The organism is Brevibacillus jepli (assembly GCF_047229145.1).
In the GTDB taxonomy this organism is placed as follows: Bacteria; Bacillota; Bacilli; order Brevibacillales; family Brevibacillaceae; genus Brevibacillus.
Map to the genome: position 1 here is coordinate 1 of NZ_JBFEFW010000036.1, position 21558 is coordinate 21558.

Sequence of the window (21558 nt, forward strand, 5' to 3'; positions counted from 1 at the left end):
TTTTTCTTCTCACCAGCTTTGTTCGTTCATCGATACCTTCTAAACCTAAGAAGACCATCCTTAACAGTATAGACTGAGGGATGATCTTCACAATGTCCCAAGCCTTGGGCGTAACCTTCGTTGCACTGAAATCCGTGTCCAAAGTAGCCAAACACGTACGAGCATTCCTAGTTATTCGGTTTTTAAAAGAATGGAAAAATGGAGTCAGTTACTCCAGAGAAGAATATTTCCAGACGTAGCGACTTGTGGAGTCCTTCGGCGCGGGCAGTGCACACTTCCCAGCCGGACGGAGCCTGGAGCCTAGACTGGAAATATTCTTCTCCCCACTACAGCCGCATGGTACAAACCGCCTTTTACACCGGTAAGGAACTCGTTTTACATCATGACACCCTTCGCATACAAACAACTTAAATCCATTTCTTGGATTGCCACAATCTCGGAATTTCATAACTTCTCTAAATACAACAGGACGAATTTTCTTACCGTGCTTCTTTACAAAGTGATCCCAAGAAAAAGATCCGTCTAAGAATGTTTGTCTCCATATCTTCATCGTATCAAAAAAACAAAAAAAGGGGGCTCTTGATACGTCAAAAAAAGCGGATGGCCATGGCCTTATCCGCTTTCAAAATCCTTATCCATATAAAGTGACACCTAGATTTGTGTATGGACCTTCTCTTCCCAGCTCGAACTTGCCACAGTCGGTTGCACAACTGGCAAAATCGGCAGCTCCATCAAATTCCGATGCTTGCCCGGCCCGTAGTAATCCTGTTCTGCGTGAGACAGACGGAATCCAAAGGCAGATAATGCGCGAATGGAGGATGCGTTTGTTTCACTGACAGTGACCTGCACCGTACGAAGTGTCGGGAATTGGCGCAGAGCTTGCAATCTTGCTTCAATCATTCGCTTGCCGATGCCTTGACCCTGAAACTCTTTGCGCACATTGCTGAACAAAAGCCAGCCTGTCGTCTGGTACATATCGATTCCGGCGCAGCTAAAGCCAATGAGCTGACCGTTATAGGTCGCCTTGAAAATCAACTCAGGAAACAGCTCTATATACTTTTTCAGCTCATGCAAGTTCATTCGATCGGGTAATGTCAAATCCGCCAACGTGATCATTTCCGCAAAATCATCTTTTACGACGCGTTCAATCCGCACTTCCACCCTACCCGCCTCCTGTACATTCGCTCTTGCTCTTATACTGTAGCAAACGGGTATAAAGCTGGAATGGATGGCGTGTGAAAGTAATGTAAAATTCGTTATTTTATGAGGACACAAGTGGTCTTCTTCACAACCTACTAGCTCATCTCGTAACTTTTCTGAATAAGCTCCTTTGCCCGCGCTAGATGCTCGTCATTTGAGATCGTAATCTCTAGATCACCTGTACCATAATGACCGATCTGACGCACATCTCTCGTAAAGGTTGGCTCCAATTCTATCGTATCTGGATTGACTTTGACATAGATCGTAATACATTTCGTTTGCGGATGAATTTCTACGCAAGCAAAGTTTTTAATCCGCTTGAACGCTATATAGTATTTCAGCGTATTCATCTGTACATCGTCACCTAGTGCTAACATAAAGGAACGTAGCGCTTCGAAGCGATCAACTAGTTCCTCACTCGCTTGATCCAGGTATTCTGATACTGTTTTATACGTGGTTGAAGATTTGATATTCGATGGTTTATCATAATCTAGCTCTACGTTTGCTGTTGTTGCATTTACGAGATCCAGCAATAATAACTCGTCTCCATATCGTTTATACGTGTACAATTCGATATTACGGTTTATTTGCTGTACGGCGTGCTCATCGTACTTGGTGAATCCTCCAGCTATACATAGAAGTCTCGGTGCACTCCAATCAATCGCATGGGCTATATCTTTACCAAGTCGATTCATGACTAGTACCATGAAATCTGCTTGATGATCCATTAACCAATCCAGATAATACAAGCCTTGGTTGATCACATTTTCATTCGTTGACCTTTTATATTCGATGATTACTGGCGAATTATTCTCATCAATACCGAGCGTATCGATTCTTCCCCGGTGCTTCTTTCCCGTCGAATATTCAGAAGCGAGAAATCGAATACCCAGTAGCACCTCTAAATTTGTCTCCATTAACGTCTGTAACGACTTTTCTACTGTGACGGTATAACCACTTAGTTCCTCTAACCCACTGTCCATTAATCGAAATAGTTTTATGTCCCCCATTGTTTATTGCACCTTTCTCACTATTGTGTGTTCGTACTGACCGCTATTGCTTTCCGTTCAAAGTACGAGAACAGCCGATATTCACATATTTCTCTTGTCCACTCGTACAACAATTGCTCATCCGTCTCTCGGATGGGGAACTTTATCTTGAAAGAACTATCAGCATATTGAAGAAGCTTGTCAGCTGCTTTCGCCCAATGTGTCATAGGCATACGAGCGATAAGCTGCGCAGTACGTTCTACCGGAGCATCCCATAGCTTTTGCGTCTCGTTATCTGAGAAATCTATACTCTTGCGTTCCTCATCATTCATATAATATTGGTAGAATCTGGGTGCTACCTCTTCTGCTGTAATAGGCTTCGTCCAGTTATATACACCACGCGTCAACATCACATGCAAGAGTACCATTTTGTAGCTTTTACGAATAATCGTATTCTCTACTTCCTTCAGCCAACATGAATAACGCTTCGCGATAATAGCTTCTTCTTTGTCCAACTGTCCTGCTTGCAATAAGAAGATATAGTAAGAGTCAAATAATTGACGATATTCCTGGCTATCCACCTTCGCATTCTGATGAAGCTCCATATAAGTCGGACGACGACCAAGTTTTTTCTTGAGTTCCCGGTACGCGATGACAGCCTGTTCTTTTCGTTTTCCCGAACCAATCAGACGTTTCTCTTCTGCAATCGCTTCTTCTAACTGCTTTACAAATCGATCAATCGTCTTCGGGCCAACCCCATTTATTTTCTCTGTCATCACCGTTAAGTCTTCAGGAAGATCTCGGATCGTAGCTACTTTACATTCTTCTATCAAATACTGGACTAACGATGTACAACCACTAATCGCGATATCATTCAATCCTACATCGATCATAGACGCAGGAAACATAAGCTCTTTGTTACGAAAAGACTTACATAGCTGTGCTCCGTCCTCTTCCCCGAAACTTGATGTTTCAGGAGGATTTGTGACTTCCGCTTGCCCTTGCGTGGAGATTGGTATGGTGGTTGCCTTTCCCAACATAAACCACGCTGCCTTGCGCATCGTCGATTGACTGCCGTTCTTCGCGAACTTGAAGTGAATACCGTAAGTTTTTAGTTCAAACAATACATCTTTGATTTCCCAACCACCAATAACCCACAACGCTCCGCCATTTGGACGCTTGTCAATTACTGTCAATCCTTGCCCCATTAAATAATCACTAACATCAATCGCTTCCGTTGTTACCGATTGAGAAACAGCTACTCCCTTCGCCGCTACTTGCGAGATTTTATCATGTAAATGCCTGAATTCTTCCTTTAACGTAGGCAAAATCCTCGCTTCTAATTGGGCACTCACCAGCTTCTCAAGCTGATCACTCACATCCAGCATCTTCTCGTTCTGTTCGTGGCCACGACTTGCAGGCATCGACGGCATTTCGTACGTCGGAAGTTGTATCTCTAGTGATCCATATGACTCGACAAACCACAGTGAAAGTGTAAAGATTTGCCGATGCGCGGTTAACGCCAAATCAGATGGGAAAGGCTTCATGTCATGAACAGCCATGTTGCCGTTCCTACGCAGCCACTCGAAGCTGTCCTTCAACTCATCCGAGATGATGTCTCTACGAGCAAGCAGTTGTATCCGTTCATTGGGCTTAATACTATACACAGGCTCGACCTTTTCCGTCTTGGATACTGTTGTCGCCATTTCTTCACAAAATAGCCTGCCTTGAATCAGAGTAGCGCGGGGATTGCTCCACACATCCGCTTCTGCTTGGAGCGCCAAAGCATACAATCCCTCGTTCACCTCTTGTAAGAACGTAAATACAGATGACATATGGAGTTTTCTTTCCCCTTTCTATATCCTCAGTTCTATGGTTTTGCTCGTTTTGCATGACGCATGTGGATCTATTTTCCAGTTCCCTCATTTGGGATTATTATACACGATATTTCGCTAGAATTGGCCGATTCACTACTGCTATAATTCATTGACAGGAGGAGTCATCATGCCATCTTTTCAGTTCGGTTCTAAAACGATTCATTACGAAATAACGAGAAGCGATCGACGTAAGACCGTTTCCATATCCGTTAACCAACACGGCGTAGAGGTGATTGCTCCTTCCCATGCCGAAGAACAAGCGATTCAGCAGCTATTACACCGTAAAGGAGTCTGGATACGCACTCAACTGTTGCACTTCGAGGAAATGCAACACCACAGCTTGCAGAGAAAATTCGTATCTGGTGAAAAGCTGCCCTACCTCGGGCGACAATATCGGCTAAAAGTAGAGAAGACTACTGACATACAGGAGCCAAAATTAAGCTTCTACCACGGACAATTTCGTGTTCAATTGCCTCATGATATTTGTGAATATCAGCATCGTGATGTGATCATGCCTGTATATATTGACTGGGTGAAACATAGAGGCTGTGTATTCGCAAAAGACCGAATCAATCGGTTCACGATCAAGTTCTCGCATCAACCAAAAGAGATTGTCATTAAGGATCAGGATCAACGCTGGGGAAGCTGTACACCAGTCGGCAACATTTTACTGAACTGGCGTATATTTCTGGCTCCTGCCTCTATTGTCGATTATGTTCTCGTCCACGAGCTGGTACACCTCCAACATATGAATCATTCCAAGGACTATTGGGATACGGTTCGAATGCTATTATCCGACTACGAAGAGAAGAAAGAATGGCTCCGTCTATATGGCAATACGTTATACATATGATGAATGACCAGCAAACACGTTGCTGGTCATTCCCTTTATTTCTTTCCGTATTGGGTTTCTGCCAGAGCCGTGAAGTAGCCTGTCAGCATCGAAGCATCATTCATATTCATCTTTTTCTTCAGCAATACCACCTTTAGATCGCCTGTTAATTGTCGCTTGAAATCCGTTTTGGACGTCCAATCACTGATTGGCGTAACACGATCCTCGATGAACTGTTGAACCTCAATCGCGATCTCCTTCAACTCATAATCTGCCCGCGATTCACAAACTTCGTGCAATTTGTTGTAATACGGCTCTTGCATATAAGATAGGCCACTGTCTGTCTTACCGCTTACCTTGTCCAGCATTTCATCTCGAACAGCATCCAGTCTCTCTAACAGCTCAGCAATCGTAAGTTGACGCTCCTTGTAGCGTGCCAACAATTCCTCGACTCTCTGCCTAAGAGACGTATAATACACCTCATCTTCTCCAAGACGAACGGAAATTTCTTTCTTAATCGCGTGCTCCATCTGTGCTGCTTTTGTCTCTGGCAATGTATTCTTCTGTAATTCTTCCTTAAAGGAAACATCCAGGATCGACACTGCCTCTCTGGCATCAATTCCTGAAGCATGCAAATAATCATGTACGAGCCGCTTGACCTTTTCTCCACAGTCTGAAATATCCATGCCATCATCGATCGAGAAGCGAGACTTCGCTAGTTGACGAATAGTACCGACACGTTTGAGATCAAGCAGGAACCGCTCTGCCTTCGGACTCGGCATTACCTTGTCCATGCTCGCTGCAAATCGTTTGTAGGCAATATCGAAGTCCGCTCGAACATCTTCCTCTACCAATCGCAAAACACTTTCTTCCCATTGTTCAATCCTCAGTCCATCGAAGAAACGCATCGCAGCACGATGACGCTGCTCCAGTCTCGGTAATTCATCATCGATCGATTGCAATGCTCCCTGCACATCATTGGCACTAAAAATTTCAAGCGCTTGATCCAGGAATCGTGAGACGCCAAAATAATCAACGATCAGGCCGTATTTCTTGTTCGCATCGTATTTGCGATTCGTTCTCGCTATCGCTTGCAACAAATTATGTTCGCGAAGCGGCTTGTCCAAGTACATGACTTGCTCAATCGGCGCATCGAACCCTGTTAATAGCTTGTCACAGACAATTAATAAAGCTAGCTTATCCTCGGCAAATGGCTTCTTAAACCGCTCTATAAGCTTCTTCTCCTCTTCCTTCGAGATATGGTACTTGCGAAGTTCGTCTGTGTCATTCTGTCCTGCTGAGAAGATGACCGCCGTCTCGAATTGTCCCATCGCATATTGATCAATGAGCTTCTTGTAGTCTACCGCTGCGGTACGGGATATGGCTACAACTTGACCCTTATAGCCATTTACGAGAATACGAGATTCAAAGTGACGAACGAGATCTAACGCCACTTCCTTCATCCGCTCTGGCGCGGTTAACAGCAGTTGGTCATTTACATACTTTTGTTGTATCTGCTCTCTGGCATCTTCGTCATATTCAAAAAAGGTACGGGCAAACAGCTCATCAAGTGTATCGCCCTTCATATGCAAGCTAGGCAAGCGAGATTCGTAATGAATCTCGACAGTAGCACCGTCTTCAACCGCTTGTTCAATTGTATATTTATCAATGTAACCACCGAACTTGCCCGTCGTCGAGCGCGTCTTCTTGTCGATTGGTGTTCCAGTAAATCCAATAAAGGTCGCATTCGGCAATGCTTTGCGCATATTGAGTGCAAGCCCCTTGTACTGCGAACGGTGGGATTCATCGGTCATGACGATAATATTTTCAGACTGAGAAATGATCGGGAAAACCTTCTCCTCGTCGCCTTGGAACTTCTGGATGAGCGTCATGACTGTCGTGCCCGGTCCTTTACTTAATTGCAGCTTCAAATCTGCTACAGATGTGGCTTGAGTCGGATTGGGGAAGCCTGATTGCATAAAGGTCTTCGTAATTTGATCATCAAGGTCTTGACGATCTGTGACGATGACGAGCATCGGATTCTCCAAAGATGCTTGTCGGCGAAGCTTCATTGCCAAATAGACCATGGTCAATGATTTCCCGGAGCCTTGTGTGTGCCAGACGACACCACCTCGCAAGGAGGGCTTCTTCTCCTTCGCGATACGCTCCATTGTCTTGTTGACTGCTCGATACTGCTGATAGCGTGCCAGCTTTTTCACTTTGCCATCGAATACGATGAAATTGCGCATGAGATCCAATACGGCTTCTTTGCGTAATAGTCCGGATACCAGCACGTCTTGGGCACGATCGCTGCCAATCTCTTCATAGGTGTACGGATACGGGTCTTTCCATAGACCGTAATGCTGTGGCTTGGCAAAAATCGTTCCGACACGCGACCGATCCCGACTCGTCACGATGAGCATCTGGTTATACCAGAACAGCTTTTCGTTTGTTTTCATGTAGCGCTCGAATTGGCGGACACCTTCCGTGAGTTGCTTGTCTACTTGGAGCTTTGGGCTCTTGCACTCAATCAGGATGAGCGGTAGACCATTGATGTACAGGACTAGATCAGGAATTACTTTTCCTGACGCATTTTCGTAAGTGATCTGGTTAACTACCAAGAAATCGTTATTTTCCACTTGCTCGTAATCAAACAAGTGGACAGTTTGATTTTTCTTACCAGCTCCCAGGTCCTGCATGACGGATATGCCTTGACCGAATAGCCAATCGAATATTGTTTTATTCGCACGCCACAGGTCTTCGGCTTGCAAGGTGGTGAATTGTTTCACGACCCGATCAACATTGGTGTCGTCCATCCACGGGTTGAGTTTGCATATCGCGCTCGCGAAGCGTTTTTCAAGAATGAGGCTTGCTTTCGATGTACGATCGTCGTCTAGTTGTGAACCTTTTCTGTATGTATAACCATATTTCTGTAGCTGTTCAATAAAGGGGAGTTCCACTTCCGAATATTCCAAAGGATTCATCTTCGTTTCCTCCAAGTATGGAGTGACGGTTGGTTATACCGTCACTCGCAATTGTCCTGTCAGTAGCTGCTGCATTAATCCTTTTTTTAGTTCGAGGTATTTTTGTTTTTCTTGTTCGTAGTTTTCGATTTGTTCGTCTATGGATGAGAGGATTTCGGCGATTTTTTGTTGTTCTGGTAAAGTTGGAATGATAACTGGACATTCCAGAACCTCATTTTTACGAAGATTTGTTTGTCCAACTCCATCATCAAATTTAAGAAAGTATTTATTTCTATTTAGAAAGTAAAATAGATATGTTGTATTGATTTTTTTACTTCTCAATAAACAAATCCTTTGATTCAATGTGTAAGTACCTTCTTTATCTACTATGAAACATTTTGCAAGAGCTCTCCCATTTGGTACATCACTCATTACCATAGTAATATCATTGATTTTTAAAGGCTGTAATTCTTCTGAGGAATACTTTTTTACTTTCCCTTCAGAAGATATAAATTTGGAGTTTATCAGAATGTATTTCTCTTCCTCAACAATTAATTGTTCATGTGCTTTGCCATTACTAAAATCTACCAACTCTTCAAGTAGCCTCACTTCCCACTCAACGGGAATCTCCCCAAGCTCCGTCTGCTTAAATTCGGTATGCCCAATGCCTTTTGTCAGTAATTGCTGCATTAACCCGCGTTTCAGGTCTTTTGCTTTTTCGATCCGTTGTTCGGTATTCTCGATTTGTTCGTCCACTGTTGAGAGGATTTCGGCGATTTTTTCTTGTTCTTTAATTGGTGGGTATAGAATGTTAAGTTTTGAAAGTGTAGTTAATCCAATTCTAAGTCTCGTAGATCCCGTGCTATTCGCTTCAGCAAGCTTTCTAAAATAGCGGGAATTTATTGCATACATCAAAAAATGCTTGTCAATGATTTCGGGGTCAGTTGAAAGCCTTATAGCATCTGAAGCCATCAAGTATCTATCCGCACCTTTTGGAACAATACAAGCTCTTGCAACAGGTTCAGCCATCTTGGCAATTACCAAATCTCCAGGATATATATTACACTTTTTAAGTTCATCTGCTTTGGAATCACTAGTGAAGATTTGATGGTTATTATAAAAACATCCTTCACCAATATTTTGTAGTTGAATAATCTGAACTCCAGCTTCTGTATAGTCATTACTGGTTAAATCTGATCCAAATGGTCCTCCAGAAAAAGCATACTTCTCTTCTTTTCTTGCTAATGAATTTAACTCTTTTAATTCCCACTCAACCGGAATCTCCCCAAGCTCCGTCATCTTATACCCTTCACGAACCTGCTTCATTACACTTCACCCAATCCCAGCTCACGAAGATAACCGTTCAGCTTCGCCTTAATTTCCGCTTGCTTCCCTTCCAACTCCGATAGCTCCACAATCACCGACTCTATATCCACCTTCTCTTCTTCCTCAGACTTATCAATATAACGAGTAATATTCAGGTTGTAGTCATTACCCTTAATTTCATCCAGAGTCACTACTCTCGCATACTTCTCCACATCTTCATACGCATCGAACGTCGCCACGATCTTCGCAATATCTTCATCCCGAAGCGTATTCTGGTTTTTCCCCTCTTGGTACTCATCCTCTGCTGCGATGAACAACACCTTACCCACTCGTTCTGCTGCCTTATTCCGATTGAAGATCAACACACAAGCCGGAATACCCGTCCCATAGAACAAATTAGAAGGCAAGCCCACTACCGCTTCCAAGAAATCAGCTTCTAACAATCCTTGACGAATGCTTCCTTCTGCTCCCCCACGGAATAGCACACCATGCGGCATTACTACACCAGCCTTGCCCTCTGCTTTGAGGGATGCAATCATATGCTGAATAAACGCATAGTCACCCGCATTTTTCGGAGGGATACCGTATTGGAAGCGACCGTACGGATCATTCACTGCCTCGTCACGCCCCCACTCCTTCAAAGAAAACGGCGGATTCGCAATCACACGGTCGAACATCATGATTTCTCCGTCTTCTACCAGCTTTGGCTCGCGAATCGTATCACCTTTTACAATGGTATGATCAGGCAGGTTGTGCAGCAGCAGATTCATCTTCGCAATCGACCATGTTCCCAGGTTCTTCTCCTGGCCGTACAACGTTAACGATTTCGGATTGCCGTTCTGTTCCTTCACATAATCAACAGACTGAATCAGCATCCCGCCAGACCCACAAGTCGGGTCATAGACGCGCATGCCTTCCTCTGGCTTGATGAGCTTTACGATTAGTTCCACAACTTTGGATGGCGTATAGAATTCTCCGCCCTTTTTCCCGGCATCGTCGGCGAACATTTTGATCAAATACTCGTATGCACGACCTAGCATATCTGGTTCTGACAAGTTCGCATTGCTCAGATCCAATTCAGAGAAATGTTGTAACAATCGTTGCAGCACGCTGTCTGTCAACACTTCTTTGCGATTAAAATCTATCGGTGTCAAAACGCTTTCAAGTGTACGGTTTTCATTTTCCAGCGCTTCAAACGCTACGTTGATCGCAGAACCAATGTCAGCCGCATGCTTGCGAATTTCTCCCCAACGAGCAGACACAGGCACGTAAAATTGATATTGGGAATGATCATCTTCGAGCATGTGCCCGAGCTCTTCGCCAAGCTCCGCCACGAGCTCCTGACGTCGTTCTTCAAATACATCACTCAATCGCTTCAAAAACAATAGTCCGAATATGTAGTTCTTATAATCGCTGGAATCTACCGAACCGCGCAAAATATCGGCTGATTTCCATAAATGCGATTCTAATTCCTGTAAGGATAACTGGCTCATCTTGTTGCTTTACCCCCATACCATCATGAAATTCCAAATATTAGTGAATTAGTCATACACTTTAGTACTATCGTATCATGCATAAGCTTCGTTATCGATAGCAACTATCATCCATGACTCTACCATAAATTTAACCCTCAACTGGATAGCCCCACAAATGAAAAAACCTCAAAAGGCACGAAGCCTATCAAGGTTAGTAAATGCTATTCAATTAACCGAACAAGGATTTTGTTTGTTAATACCTCTTTTGTGTAAAACGGGAGTATTGAAAATGTAGTATACTTCATTTGATCGGAATATAGATACTCATCTTCATCGCATCTGGATAACGCGAGCCCCACACATCCGTCACTTCAAAATCCGGCCCCTCGCCTCTCTCGTAATTCGAGTTAGGCAACCACGTTCCGTAAATGTACCGACGTGTGTTTTGCACCTGATCGACAGGCCCGTTCACCTTGAACTCTGCATATTTACCCGCAGGCAAGACGAGCGAGGTGAAGCCTTCAGGCAGTTCATCCGGAAAACTGTGCACCGCTTCTCCCACCACAAAAGAAAAGCTTCCGTCATCTGCAAATTCGCAGGCGATTCCATATGACATGTCTGCCGCCGCTTTATTCGGAATCCGCAAAAAATCTTGATTGCTGCCAAACGCTTGATAGAAGCCCGGGATGTCCGCGAAATACTTTTCATCCTGCAAGCTCGTCCGGTGACTACGCCCAATAATCCAAATTTCGTCCAGGATCGTGATCGTCGGCTTGTTCATCGTGATCTCTCCTTTGATCGTTTGGCGAAAGGTCAAGAAGTCCATTTTGGCTTGGTAGGGCAGCGACTGATTTTCTTTCCGATATTTTCCCGGTGTAATGCCGAACTGCTTCTCAAAGGCGCGTGTCAGTGCTTCCTGCGACTGGTATTGATAGGCAACCGCAATGTCGAGTACGTTGTCCTTCGAATTCTTCAGGGCAAGTGCCGCTTCGGACAGTCTTCGTTTGCGGATGTACTCCTGCACACTGAAGCCAGAGATCGCCTGGAATAGCCGCTGAAAATGAAAAGCAGAGAAATGTGCCCGGGAAGCAATATCGGTGATGTTCAATTCTTCCTGAAGATGCTCCTCGACATAGTCAATCGCGTCCTGAATGCGCCTGTATGTATCCATCTTTGACTTCCTTCACCTATTTTTTCTTTAAGTATGCGGGAGATCACGCTCTTTTTTTTGATCAACTGTGCTCTATTGCAATAGCTTTACGTCGTCAGCCGTTCTACCAAAACGGGCGGCAATTCCTTCTCTTCCTTTTCCCCACCTGTCTGCTGTGTCCAAATCCGCTCATACAGCATCTCAAATGCGTATTTACCCATCAACGTACTCGAGCTTGATACCGTAGTGATCTCCAGCAGCTCTCCGATCGGCTGATCATCACAACCGATTACAGCTAAATCTTCCGGTATGCTAAGCCCCAATCTGCTCGCTTCTTTCACGATCCCTGCTGCTATGTGATTGCATGACACGATCATCGCAGTGGGCCGTTCTTCTGCTTGCAGCAATTTCCCCACGACGTCCTTGCCGTCTTGAATCGTTAAGCACTCTTCAAATGCCCATTCAGGCGAGGGTGTCACGTCAATCGAACGCAGCTTTTCATAATAGGCTCTTTTGCGATGCTGGCTGTTAAAGCTATTTTTTCTACCGATGCAATACCCGATTCGACGATGCCCTTTCTTGATCAGATACTCCATCCCGATCAGATACGTTTGATAGTGGTCGATATGAACACTTGATACAGAGGTGGTATCATTTGCTTCACAGGTGATAATAGGTCCGTAATCTGCGTATTCGTTGAGCGTTTCGCAAGAGCTGGACCTGGAGCACATGATTAGCCCGTCGATTTTTTTATTTTTGAGCAAGTGTAGGACGCTGCGTTCTTGTTCGGGGTTGTTATTCGTTTGGCACACCATCAGCTTGTATTGGTGCCGGGCTGCTTCTGCTGCAATCCCTTCGATAATGGAGCTGTAGTATTGGTTGTTGACGAGAGGCAGCGTCACTCCGAATACCATTGTTTTTCCTGTCGAGAGGTGGACTGCATTACTGTTTTGAACATAATTTTGCTCTTCAATAATTTTGAGAATCTCCGCTCGTTTTTGCTCGTTTACGTATGGATGATTATTAAGTACGCGTGAAACGGTTGAGACGGATACACCTGCCATTTTCGCAATTTCTCGTATGTTAGCCACTCAGATTACCCCTCTAAGTCGGATCGGTTTTGTTACCTACATGAAAGCACATTCCGCTTGCTCTGAAAAGCGTTCCACATATTATGCTCTCCTTATGTAGAATGAAAGGAGTCGTGTTTTGTGATTCGCTTAAAATTTGAATATCTTTTATTTATCGTAGGCTTACTGATTTTGGCGCTCGGGATCAACATGATGACGACCATTACATCCTTTGGTCTGAGCCCGTATGATTCTCTGTTTATTGCCCTTTATCAAAACTTTGGGATATCGATCGGCTTTTGGATGTTTGCTATTAACCTTACCTTTGTCTGCATCGTCTTCTTCATGGATCGGAGTTATATTACGGTAGGTGCCATTGTGGTCATGGTGCTGATCTCTGTCTTCGTCGATTTGATCGGGTCCATCGATGCGCTCATGGCGGCTATCCGTTCACTGCCACCACTATTGACCATGGCACTCGGAAACATTTGTATCGGCAGCGGCATTGGGCTATATGTGTGTACGCAAGTGTGCACGGCTCCCCAAGAGGCTTTTGTACTCGTTATGTCGAAAAGATTAAAGTGGACATTTAGACGAACAGAGATTTTGCTGGCTTGCCTATTTCTTAGCGCTAGCTTTCTGTTAGATGGCCCTATTTATTACGGAACCGTCGTGTTGTCCTTTACGACTGGCTACATTATTCAAGCAGCAATCAATGTCGGGAATAAGATGCTTCGTCTCGTCAATCAAGCGAAGGAGGCGCAAGCATAGTAGGAGGAAACCCTTGAGAAATTTTCGACCAAAAGTTGTGTGTTCCCTTGTAGCGAGCCTGTTTGTACTGCTTGTCGGTTGTTCCTCATCCACTGGTCTCGAAAAAACTGGGGGAGATGTTTTTGCCCAGAGCGAAATTCACAGGCTGTCCCAAGAACCTGAAAACGTAACCCATTATCGGCCGACGAATCTTCAGGAGCTGACGCCTCTGCTGCCTGCTGCTCTTCAAAGCAGGGTCAAGCCAATCGATAAAAACAAGCTGCCTTTTCCTGTCGATCAAGAGCTGGCCTATCTCGTGTCATTCACCCCAGGTTCTGAAAAAGAGGCCCGACACCAGCTACAACTGACATACGCACAAGATAGCGGAGCCCATAGCCCTGAAAATTTCTTCATCGTACGTATGACTGAGACGGAGGAAAACCCGTTGGAGGGTGTGAAGCCATCCCCTTCTGGACTGGACTCATTTGGGAACGTCATGCGAGTAGAGCCTCTCTCCGACGATGTCACCCTCTATCATCATATCATTACGACGAACAGCTCTTACGTGTATAACTTTTATAAGTACGATGACAAAAATGAATCTGTCAATTTGGTCGTCACGACCGCCCATGAGATGGAATTTTATGATCAAGGGATCTGGTATCATCTCGCGTACCACACAGGAAGTAATCAGCTGGACCCTGCACTTCATGATCAGATGGTAGCGCTGGCAAAGGAAATGATCACTACCAGTTAATTCATAAAAAGAAGGATTCCCCTTGCAGTAGCTCAAGACTACCAGGCGGAATCCTTTTTTTATCCTTGACCTTCACGTGGCGTGAACCTTTACGATTACTTCCAATACGATACATTCACGGGAGGATGAATCATGCCAAACCATGAACAAATTTATAAAAATCAAGCGGAACAGTACGATCTGATGATTTCCAGACAACCACGCCTGCTCGATGTCATCGAAGAAATTACTTCGATCAAGGGACGGGACGTGATCGATTTGGGCGCTGGCTCGGGGAGATTAACATCGGTGATCGCCCCGCATGCCAAGTCCATACTTGCTCTTGATGCTTCCGCTGCCATGCTCGAAGTGAATGCACAACAGTTGAAGGAAGCCGGTCTTTCCAATTGGACAACCAAGGTAGCCGATCATCGTGAACTTCCCGCAGACGACAATAGTGCAGATGTCATCGTAGCGGGCTGGACCGTTTGTTATTTAACCAGTTCTGAAGTACCGAACAACGAGCGCAATCTTGATACGATCATCCAAGAAATGAAACGTGTGCTTCGTCCTGGTGGTACGGTCGTTATTATGGAGACGATGGGAACCGGATATGAAACACCTCACCCACCTGAATTTCTTACAAAGTACTATTCCTTGCTGGAAAACAAATATGGCTTCTCGCATAAATGGATTCGATTGGACTATCAGTTCAAAGACGTAGAGGAAGCAGAACAGCTAGCCAGGTTTTTCTTTGGGGCTGAGCTGGCCGACAGAGTTGTCGCGGAAAAGCTGGCGACTTTGCCGGAATGCGCTGGGGTATGGTGGCTAACTGTATGAATGCAAAAAGGCCAATCGGATTTTTCCGGCTGGCCTTACGATACACTGATTTCCTCCGGACTGTTCATGACGAATGGGCCATGCATGACAATGGGCTCGTTGATCGGTTCTCCGCTAAGCACAAGAATGACGGTGTTTTCTGCTTGTCCTTCGATTTGAAAATCTCCAGAAACATTTTTAAACAAGACAAAAAGTATGCGCCAGCTCCTTGAGTCTTCGTCAAGGAGTTTTTTCACGTCGACCGATTCACTAGAGATGTAATCTAGGATAATGATCGTCTTTTCGGGCCGTCCCATTTCCCGAATGGTTGACTTCTGTCGACAAGAATATTAGAGTATCACAGATGGCTAAGAGTTCTAAGGATAACTATATTCATAGGAGATATTTATGGAAGCGAAATTACGGAAACGCCTCTTTACAGGAACCGTTTTATACACAATTCTCATTCTATATTTTATGTTCTTTGCTTTTAAGAGAGTAGAACGTGCAACCAGTGAATATGGATACACATTTATGCTTGTTCCAGAAGGAGTACCCCTTCAATTTCCAGAACTAAATTTTTCGTGGATTGTTGATTTTGGAAACATTGCTGCTTTTATCCCTTTTGGAGTACTATTTCCCCTGTTGTATCGTGTAAGATTTGGGAAGTTCATCTCTTTGTTTGTCTTAACGATTCTCGTTCTAGAAACGATTCAGGCATTAACTTATCTGGGTAGCTTTGATGTAAGTGATATTATATCCAATACATTAGGCGCAATGATTGGCTATGTTGCCTATCGAGTTGGATTTTCTTCAATCATTTCTTATAAAAAGCTCCTTGCTTCGGTTCTATCTATCGTTATACTTCTAAGTGGAATAATGGTGATCTCTGAAACCATCAAATATGTTACAGAAAAAAGAGAAGGCTCTATTCATGCATTAACGGATGTAATAGAAATTACAGGAAATACGCCAATGACTGAGAACCTTCCAAGTTTCACCGTAGCAGGTAAGAGAATAGAGCCTAAAATGAACGTGTACAGCAGTGAAGGAGCATCAAACAAAAAATTCGACTATATTCTGGGGAACAAAGAAGATGTCTCGCTTCATTTCAATTTCGGCATTCCCGACACTGGAGACTATAAGGGTGAAGTCAAAATAATCGTAGATGGGCAAGAAAAATTTCACGCAAACGAACAATATAGCCAAGAAGCAGAGGCTGTAGAGTGGCATTTTGACAAGGTAAGCCAAATTACCATTATCGTTTCCGGAAACGCTAAGCTGTGGGACGTTGAAATCAGGGAATGAAGCATTGGTAGGAGTGAAGAACAACACGCAAGAAGGCTGTCAAAAGTGACAGCCTTCTTTTCTTTCATCTGGTGTGCATAATTTTCAATTCGAAAACGCCCTTATTTTTTCACCGAAGGCATAACACCCTCAGGAATCGGACACACGTACGTTTGACCACCCAGTCGCTCTTTGAGCTCTGCTTTGGCCTGCTCGATCAGCTCCGGGTTTTTCAGCATGTCAATGGCTGTGGAAGCCATGACTTTCCCCGCATGCAGCATCCCTTTATGTGCCATGGACGTTGCCCCGAGGGACACCCATTGCCAGGAGTGCAGCGTGGAGCCGTTAATATAGCAAGCCGTCGTGCATTGCGCGGTCGGCGTAATCCAGCTCACATCTCCTACGTCTGTGGAGCCGTTCAGTGGAATTTTTGATCCGTCGAATGGGTTGAGCCATGTAACCATGTCTGGTGCAGGTGTGTTCGCCGACTGTTTTTCGGAAGTAGCGAGTTCCTGCTTGGACAGCGTCGCACGCATCTCTTTTGCCAATTGCAGCTCTGCTTCATCATGCACAGGTACGCCCAGCTCCTGGAAGTTTTTGTACATAACCTCTTCCAGCAGCTTGTTTTGCACGAGGTTGGAGCACGCTTTGTCGAATACGATCTCTACTTCCGTTTCGGTCATGAGCGCAGCGCCTTGCGCGATTTTGCATACACGCTCGTAAATCTCCTGTACTTGATCAACCTTCGGCGCACGTACGAGATAGAGCACCTCTGCTTTTGGCTGTACCACATTTGGCGACAATCCGCCGGAGTTCGTGATGGCATAGTGCACACGCGCTTCCGGGATGATGTGCTCACGCAAGTAGTTCACGCCAACGTTCATCAGCTCGACCGCATCCAGGGCACTGCGACCGAGGTGTGGACTTGCTGCCGCATGGGCACTCTTTCCTTTGAACTTGAAGTAGATTTGATAGTTCGCGAGCGAATCGATGGACATGATGCTGTTGTAGCCCATTGGGTGCCAGCAGAGAGCGAAGTCCACGTCGTCAAACAAGCCTGCCCTCGCCATAAACGCTTTCCCGGAGCCGCCTTCTTCCCCTGGGCAGCCGTAATAACGAACAGTCCCCGTCATGTTGTTCTCTTCCATGTACGCTTTCACAGCAACTGCCGCCGCAAGAGAAGCGGTACCGAGCAGGTTGTGTCCGCAGCCGTGACCATTTGCTCCCGCTACGAGAGGCTCTTCTGTGGTGTGTCCTTTTTTCTGACTCATGCCAGATAGTGCGTCGAACTCACCCAGGATCGCCACGACAGGATTACCACTGCCAAAGCTTCCGATGAACGCGGTTTTGATCCCGCCAACACCGCGCTCAACCTTGAAGCCCTCATCTTCGAGCGTTTGAGCCAGCAGCTCAGCTGATTGGTACTCTTCAAAACGTGTCTCCGCGAAATCCCATATCTGGTCGGCCACTTTGATGAAGGAATCTCGTTTACTCTCAATCATTTCTGCAATTCGCTTGGTATGCATTCGGAAAACATCCTCTCTGTCCTCGTTGTCCATGTGCTATTCGCTCAGGTAGGAACGTTCTTTATTTCAGCAATCGTCTTGCAATCCGGTTCAAAAGCGCAACACTGCGCGGCAAAATTTCTTCTTGTATATCGAATTTCGGATGGTGGTGCGGTGCCGGGATATCCGTACCGATTGCCATGTACGTTCCTTTTCCACCACGATCCTGAACGCGTTTTATCATAAAGCTGGCATCTTCACTGCCCATCGAGTTGTATTCGCCGTGCTTAAAGGAATGGAAGCCTTCTACCTGCTCGGCTTCTTCCAATGCCAGCTCTGCCATTTCCACATCGTAGTTAATCGGAATCGCTCCGCCGACTACCTCGATCTTGTAGTCGAGCTCATGCATAGCTGCACTGTGCGCGATGATGTTGCGTACGCGATTTTCCAGGTCTGCATTTACTTCCTCGGTAATAGAACGAGTCTCCACGACCATCTTGGCATAGGCCGGAATGATGTTCGCTGCTGTTCCGCCTTCTAGCACACCCACATTGATTCTCGTATCACCAGTACTGAAGCGAGGAATCGCGTGAATGTTCAACAGAGCTGTAGCCGCTCCGAGCAGCGCATTTTTTCCTTGCTCTGGAGACGCACCTGCATGAGAAGAAACACCGTAGAAATGCGCCATCATCTTCGTGGTAGCCAAAAATCCGTAGGAACCGCCGTGTACCTCACCCAGTGGAACATTGACACCCAAATGGTTGCAGAAAATATAGTCAACATCGTCCAAATGACCCTTTTCCACGATAGCGTACGCACCGCGAACACCTTCTTCGGCTGGTTGGAAAATCAGCTTGAGCGTACCGGCAAAATCTCCTGCTGCAAGCGCCTCCGCCAATCCCAAGCCGATGGTGGTATGACCGTCATGTGCGCAGGCATGCATGTTGCCCTCGTAGTTGGAACGGAAGCCATTCGCCTGTGGAAAATGATCTTGCTCCGTGCTTTCTAACACTGGCAATGCGTCCATATCAAAACGGAAAGCAACAGTCGGGCCAGGTGCCTTCCCTTTTTTCACACCAATGACTGCCGTGTAGCCACCGCGCATTTTTTCAACGATCGCCGGGTTTGCACCGTCACGCAAAGCTCTTTCATACGTTGCCTCAAGCACCGCCTCGGAAGGTAGTCCCCGACGGGAATCTCCATCTATTGCTTCTTGTCCGTATATGACTTCATAGCCGAGGGTCGTCAAAATTTCCACTACCTTGGAAGCAGTACGGAACTCCGTGAAGCCAACCTCTGGATGTCTATGAAAATCTCTTCGCAACGAAACCAGATCCAACATAACTCAATTCCTCCTGTTAACTCTGGAGCATGCTTTTTTCCATGCCCAGGTCCGATAGGCAAGCCCAAGAAATATGAGAAAACCAGCAATGTAAACCCTTACAATATACGAATATTAAAAGACATTTTCGCTTAATTGAATTATATCGTTGCCTCTCCGTTTTTTCAATAGAAGTTGTTAGACTTCTTGAAAAATAACGAACTTTGTCCGGGTGTTGTGGTGGGGAGGAAACAGGAGAAAACGCTCAGCTTCTTGTCCCACCCGCTGAGGGATTCACTGCCCGGCTTCATGAAAAAAAGCGAAACCCGCGTCCAAAGTGGTCCATTCAGGTGGCGTCTCAGAAGTGGACGCTAAAAGCTTGTTTCTCTTTTTTTCATTGCGCCTCGGTCGGTGTACCAAAGATCTTCGCTGTTTCCTCCTGTTTCCTCTACGAGCTTTCCGTGTGATCCGATTTTTAAATGCCCTAAAAGCATTGAAGAAATGTAATCAGTTACGTCAGAGAAGAATATTTCCAGACGTAGCGACTTGTGGAGTCCTACCGAGCGGAGAAGGGATTAGCGGGAAATAGAAACGCAACGTGCCCCTACGACGAAGCGGCTACCGCTTTTGCGTTTCCCCGCGAATCCCTTCGGAGCGGGCAGTCTTAACCCCCAGCAGGACGGAGCCTGGAGCCTAGTCTGGAAATATTCTTCTCCCCACCGCAGCCACATATATAAAATATAAAAAAACACCCGAAACCTATCGTCGGGTGCCCTCATTTCTTTAACTGATAAAGCTTCTTCGGTCGTCCACGTACCGCCTGCTGCTCTTCCCCGCTAAACTCGGCCAAATCCACTTCGCACAAGCTGCCCATGATGCGCTGTGCATTCCGTACCGTCATCGACAAATGCGAAGCGATATCGGTCGTCGAAAACGAATTCCAGCCCATACGCTGAACCAACGCACGCAACTTATGATACGACTTGACGCTGACATTCGCACGGTTCAGCTTCTCCAAAAGCTCCCGATCACTGGAGCGGAACGAATAGGCGAGCTCCTCTGTTTCTCCCACTGATTCCATCATGACGCCATTATCCTGTACGACGACAATGCCAGATCCCGGTCGTTCTTTTGCGTGCTGGATTGCTTTTCGCGCATTGTTTTCCGCAGAAAAAGCTGTATCCCCAAAACCTACACCTACTGCAACCGGAACCTCTGCCTCCAAAGACAGCTGTTCCACCGTATGTCGTAGCATTTCAATCTCTCGTTGAATCGCACCACGCGAGCTGAAAATCTGATAGCGTCCGTTGCCATTTGCCAGCAGAGAGCCGTCCAGCCTATCGCAGAGCGCAAGCAAAATTTGTCTGATCTTCAGCTCCAGATGCTGCAAGTAAAAGCGCGTGCTGGCCCGCTCGGGAATCTTGTCAAACTGCTCCAGCTCAATGATCTCTACCCCAATTTGTGTGTCCTTGAAATAGGAGCTTTTCACCTTTTCAATGACGATTTTCATCGCCTGACGAATCTCCATTTTCGTCATCAGGACACGATAGACAGGAATGCCTTCCTCGCGCAGCGCATGTTCAACCACTGAAAATGTGGTGAACGCTCCTTGTGTCATGCCTTCACGCCACAGCGAAACATGAAACTGCGTGATCGCATCGAGGTCAAATTTCTCGTCGTACGTACTGACGTAAATCCCCTCTTCGGGTATGTCCAGCTCCGACATCGCCTCGCGCAAATGCGTTCCTTCCGAATCAATCATATCAATGGAGACACGGTTCACGGCCGTCTTTTGATCAATTGACATCTGAATGAAGCAGCGGTACAGATTCGAACCGTTCGGTGGGCAATACACGATATTGGCATCTGGGCTGAGTACGTTTTTGGCGATTGTAAACGGAATCGGGCCAGAGAAAAACCATCCATTTAAATCTGCATGATGCTCCAGCACGATCTTGCTCACTTCACGCACGTCTTCATAACGAAAGGGAACAAATTCGATTTCATGCTCAAATTCATTGGCGACCGCCAGTATCCGTTCCACCGAAGGAAGCGGTCCTACAACACCGATTCTATACATAATGGCGTTTTCTCCTACCTGTTCATGATAGACACCTTTTCCTCATTCATATCATGTACGCTTCTCTTTGTCCATCGAATCCCAAATGTGTTGCTGACAATTGGCAAACATAAAAAAGAACTGATGGTTATTAACACCTTAACCATCAGTTCGAACTATTTGAATACGACTAATCTAT

General features: G+C 45.6%; 17 protein-coding genes and 1 pseudogene. 5 read left to right on the top strand and 13 right to left on the bottom strand.

Annotation, left to right across the window (positions count from 1 at the left end):
• Positions 1-319: 319 nt before the first annotated feature.
• The 4 genes and pseudogenes from AB1L17_RS27105 to AB1L17_RS27120 form a co-directional block, all read right to left on the bottom strand.
• Positions 320-542, bottom strand: a pseudogene (locus tag AB1L17_RS27105) (transposase zinc-binding domain-containing protein); the annotation flags it as partial.
• A gap of 109 nt (positions 543-651) precedes the next feature.
• Positions 652-1161, bottom strand: coding sequence for a GNAT family N-acetyltransferase (locus tag AB1L17_RS27110; RefSeq protein WP_412848066.1), 510 nt, complete (start codon positions 1159-1161; stop codon positions 652-654).
• A gap of 134 nt (positions 1162-1295) precedes the next feature.
• Positions 1296-2210 carry a DUF5655 domain-containing protein gene (locus AB1L17_RS27115; RefSeq protein WP_412848067.1) on the bottom strand — a complete coding sequence of 305 codons (915 nt, stop codon included), beginning with the start codon at positions 2208-2210 and terminating at the stop codon, positions 1296-1298.
• A gap of 20 nt (positions 2211-2230) precedes the next feature.
• A complete protein-coding gene (locus AB1L17_RS27120) occupies positions 2231-4024 on the bottom strand; it encodes a hypothetical protein (RefSeq protein WP_412848068.1) in 1794 nt (597 codons plus the stop codon).
• A 169-nt stretch (positions 4025-4193) separates the two neighbouring features.
• On the opposite strand from AB1L17_RS27120, the gene AB1L17_RS27125 reads away from it, so the two are divergent.
• Positions 4194-4919, top strand: coding sequence for a M48 family metallopeptidase (locus tag AB1L17_RS27125; RefSeq protein ID WP_412848069.1), 726 nt, complete (start codon positions 4194-4196; stop codon positions 4917-4919).
• Positions 4920-4954: 35 nt separating this feature from the next.
• On the opposite strand, the gene AB1L17_RS27130 is transcribed toward AB1L17_RS27125, so the two are convergent.
• The 5 genes from AB1L17_RS27130 to AB1L17_RS27150 all read right to left on the bottom strand — a co-directional run bounded on the left by AB1L17_RS27130 (position 4955) and on the right by AB1L17_RS27150 (position 12903).
• Complete coding sequence (locus AB1L17_RS27130; protein ID WP_412848070.1) at positions 4955-7882, bottom strand: type I restriction endonuclease subunit R; 2928 nt, start codon at positions 7880-7882, stop codon at positions 4955-4957.
• A gap of 33 nt (positions 7883-7915) precedes the next feature.
• Positions 7916-9187 carry a restriction endonuclease subunit S gene (locus tag AB1L17_RS27135; protein ID WP_412848071.1) on the bottom strand — a complete coding sequence of 424 codons (1272 nt, stop codon included), beginning with the start codon at positions 9185-9187 and terminating at the stop codon, positions 7916-7918.
• Entirely contained in the window at positions 9187-10680 is a 1494-nt protein-coding gene (locus tag AB1L17_RS27140; RefSeq protein ID WP_412848072.1) for a type I restriction-modification system subunit M, read from the bottom strand. The genes AB1L17_RS27135 and AB1L17_RS27140 overlap by 1 nt, the downstream gene beginning before the upstream one ends.
• 283 nt (positions 10681-10963) lie before the next feature.
• A complete protein-coding gene (locus tag AB1L17_RS27145; protein WP_412848073.1) occupies positions 10964-11833 on the bottom strand; it encodes an AraC family transcriptional regulator in 870 nt (289 codons plus the stop codon).
• Between the two features lie 86 nt (positions 11834-11919).
• Complete coding sequence (locus AB1L17_RS27150) at positions 11920-12903, bottom strand: LacI family DNA-binding transcriptional regulator (RefSeq protein ID WP_412848074.1); 984 nt, start codon at positions 12901-12903, stop codon at positions 11920-11922.
• A gap of 120 nt (positions 12904-13023) precedes the next feature.
• Here AB1L17_RS27150 and AB1L17_RS27155 point away from each other — a divergent pair, with 120 nt between their 5' ends.
• The 3 genes from AB1L17_RS27155 (at position 13024) to AB1L17_RS27165 (ending at position 15208) form a co-directional block, all read left to right on the top strand.
• Positions 13024-13653 carry a YczE/YyaS/YitT family protein gene (locus tag AB1L17_RS27155; RefSeq protein WP_412848075.1) on the top strand — a complete coding sequence of 210 codons (630 nt, stop codon included), beginning with the start codon at positions 13024-13026 and terminating at the stop codon, positions 13651-13653.
• Positions 13654-13666: 13 nt separating this feature from the next.
• On the top strand, positions 13667-14389 hold the full coding sequence (locus AB1L17_RS27160; RefSeq protein WP_412848076.1) for a hypothetical protein: 723 nt from the start codon (positions 13667-13669) through the stop codon (positions 14387-14389).
• A gap of 132 nt (positions 14390-14521) precedes the next feature.
• A complete protein-coding gene (locus tag AB1L17_RS27165) occupies positions 14522-15208 on the top strand; it encodes a class I SAM-dependent methyltransferase (protein ID WP_412848077.1) in 687 nt (228 codons plus the stop codon).
• 35 nt (positions 15209-15243) lie between these two features.
• Here AB1L17_RS27165 and AB1L17_RS27170 read toward each other — a convergent pair whose 3' ends face one another.
• Positions 15244-15504, bottom strand: a complete 261-nt coding sequence (locus AB1L17_RS27170) for a pirin-like C-terminal cupin domain-containing protein (protein WP_412848078.1) — start codon at positions 15502-15504, stop codon at positions 15244-15246.
• 91 nt (positions 15505-15595) lie between these two features.
• Between AB1L17_RS27170 and AB1L17_RS27175 the strand changes: the two genes are divergently transcribed.
• Positions 15596-16495 carry a VanZ family protein gene (locus AB1L17_RS27175; protein WP_412848079.1) on the top strand — a complete coding sequence of 300 codons (900 nt, stop codon included), beginning with the start codon at positions 15596-15598 and terminating at the stop codon, positions 16493-16495.
• Between the two features lie 101 nt (positions 16496-16596).
• Here AB1L17_RS27175 and AB1L17_RS27180 read toward each other — a convergent pair whose 3' ends face one another.
• From AB1L17_RS27180 to AB1L17_RS27190, 3 genes are all read right to left on the bottom strand, one after another.
• Positions 16597-18000, bottom strand: a complete 1404-nt coding sequence (locus AB1L17_RS27180; RefSeq protein ID WP_412848080.1) for a M20 family metallopeptidase — start codon at positions 17998-18000, stop codon at positions 16597-16599.
• A 61-nt stretch (positions 18001-18061) separates the two neighbouring features.
• The gene (locus AB1L17_RS27185; protein ID WP_412848081.1) at positions 18062-19321 is read right to left on the bottom strand and encodes an amidohydrolase; all 1260 of its coding nucleotides are present in this window, start codon (positions 19319-19321) and stop codon (positions 18062-18064) included.
• 754 nt (positions 19322-20075) lie between these two features.
• Positions 20076-21380, bottom strand: coding sequence for a hypothetical protein (locus AB1L17_RS27190; RefSeq protein WP_412848082.1), 1305 nt, complete (start codon positions 21378-21380; stop codon positions 20076-20078).
• Positions 21381-21558 lie beyond the last annotated feature (178 nt).

Coding starts and splice junctions, on each gene's coding strand:
- AB1L17_RS27140 (WP_412848072.1), bottom strand. CDS start 10,680: ATGAGCCAGTTATCCTTACAGGAATTAGAATCGCATTTATGGAAATCA.
- AB1L17_RS27130 (WP_412848070.1), bottom strand. CDS start 7,882: ATGAATCCTTTGGAATATTCGGAAGTGGAACTCCCCTTTATTGAACAG.
- AB1L17_RS27145 (WP_412848073.1), bottom strand. CDS start 11,833: ATGGATACATACAGGCGCATTCAGGACGCGATTGACTATGTCGAGGAG.
- AB1L17_RS27120 (WP_412848068.1), bottom strand. CDS start 4,024: ATGTCATCTGTATTTACGTTCTTACAAGAGGTGAACGAGGGATTGTAT.
- AB1L17_RS27115 (WP_412848067.1), bottom strand. CDS start 2,210: ATGGGGGACATAAAACTATTTCGATTAATGGACAGTGGGTTAGAGGAA.
- AB1L17_RS27185 (WP_412848081.1), bottom strand. CDS start 19,321: ATGTTGGATCTGGTTTCGTTGCGAAGAGATTTTCATAGACATCCAGAG.
- AB1L17_RS27175 (WP_412848079.1), top strand. CDS start 15,596: ATGGAAGCGAAATTACGGAAACGCCTCTTTACAGGAACCGTTTTATAC.
- AB1L17_RS27135 (WP_412848071.1), bottom strand. CDS start 9,187: ATGAAGCAGGTTCGTGAAGGGTATAAGATGACGGAGCTTGGGGAGATT.
- AB1L17_RS27190 (WP_412848082.1), bottom strand. CDS start 21,380: ATGTATAGAATCGGTGTTGTAGGACCGCTTCCTTCGGTGGAACGGATA.
- AB1L17_RS27180 (WP_412848080.1), bottom strand. CDS start 18,000: ATGCATACCAAGCGAATTGCAGAAATGATTGAGAGTAAACGAGATTCC.
- AB1L17_RS27170 (WP_412848078.1), bottom strand. CDS start 15,504: ATGGGACGGCCCGAAAAGACGATCATTATCCTAGATTACATCTCTAGT.
- AB1L17_RS27165 (WP_412848077.1), top strand. CDS start 14,522: ATGCCAAACCATGAACAAATTTATAAAAATCAAGCGGAACAGTACGAT.
- AB1L17_RS27125 (WP_412848069.1), top strand. CDS start 4,194: ATGCCATCTTTTCAGTTCGGTTCTAAAACGATTCATTACGAAATAACG.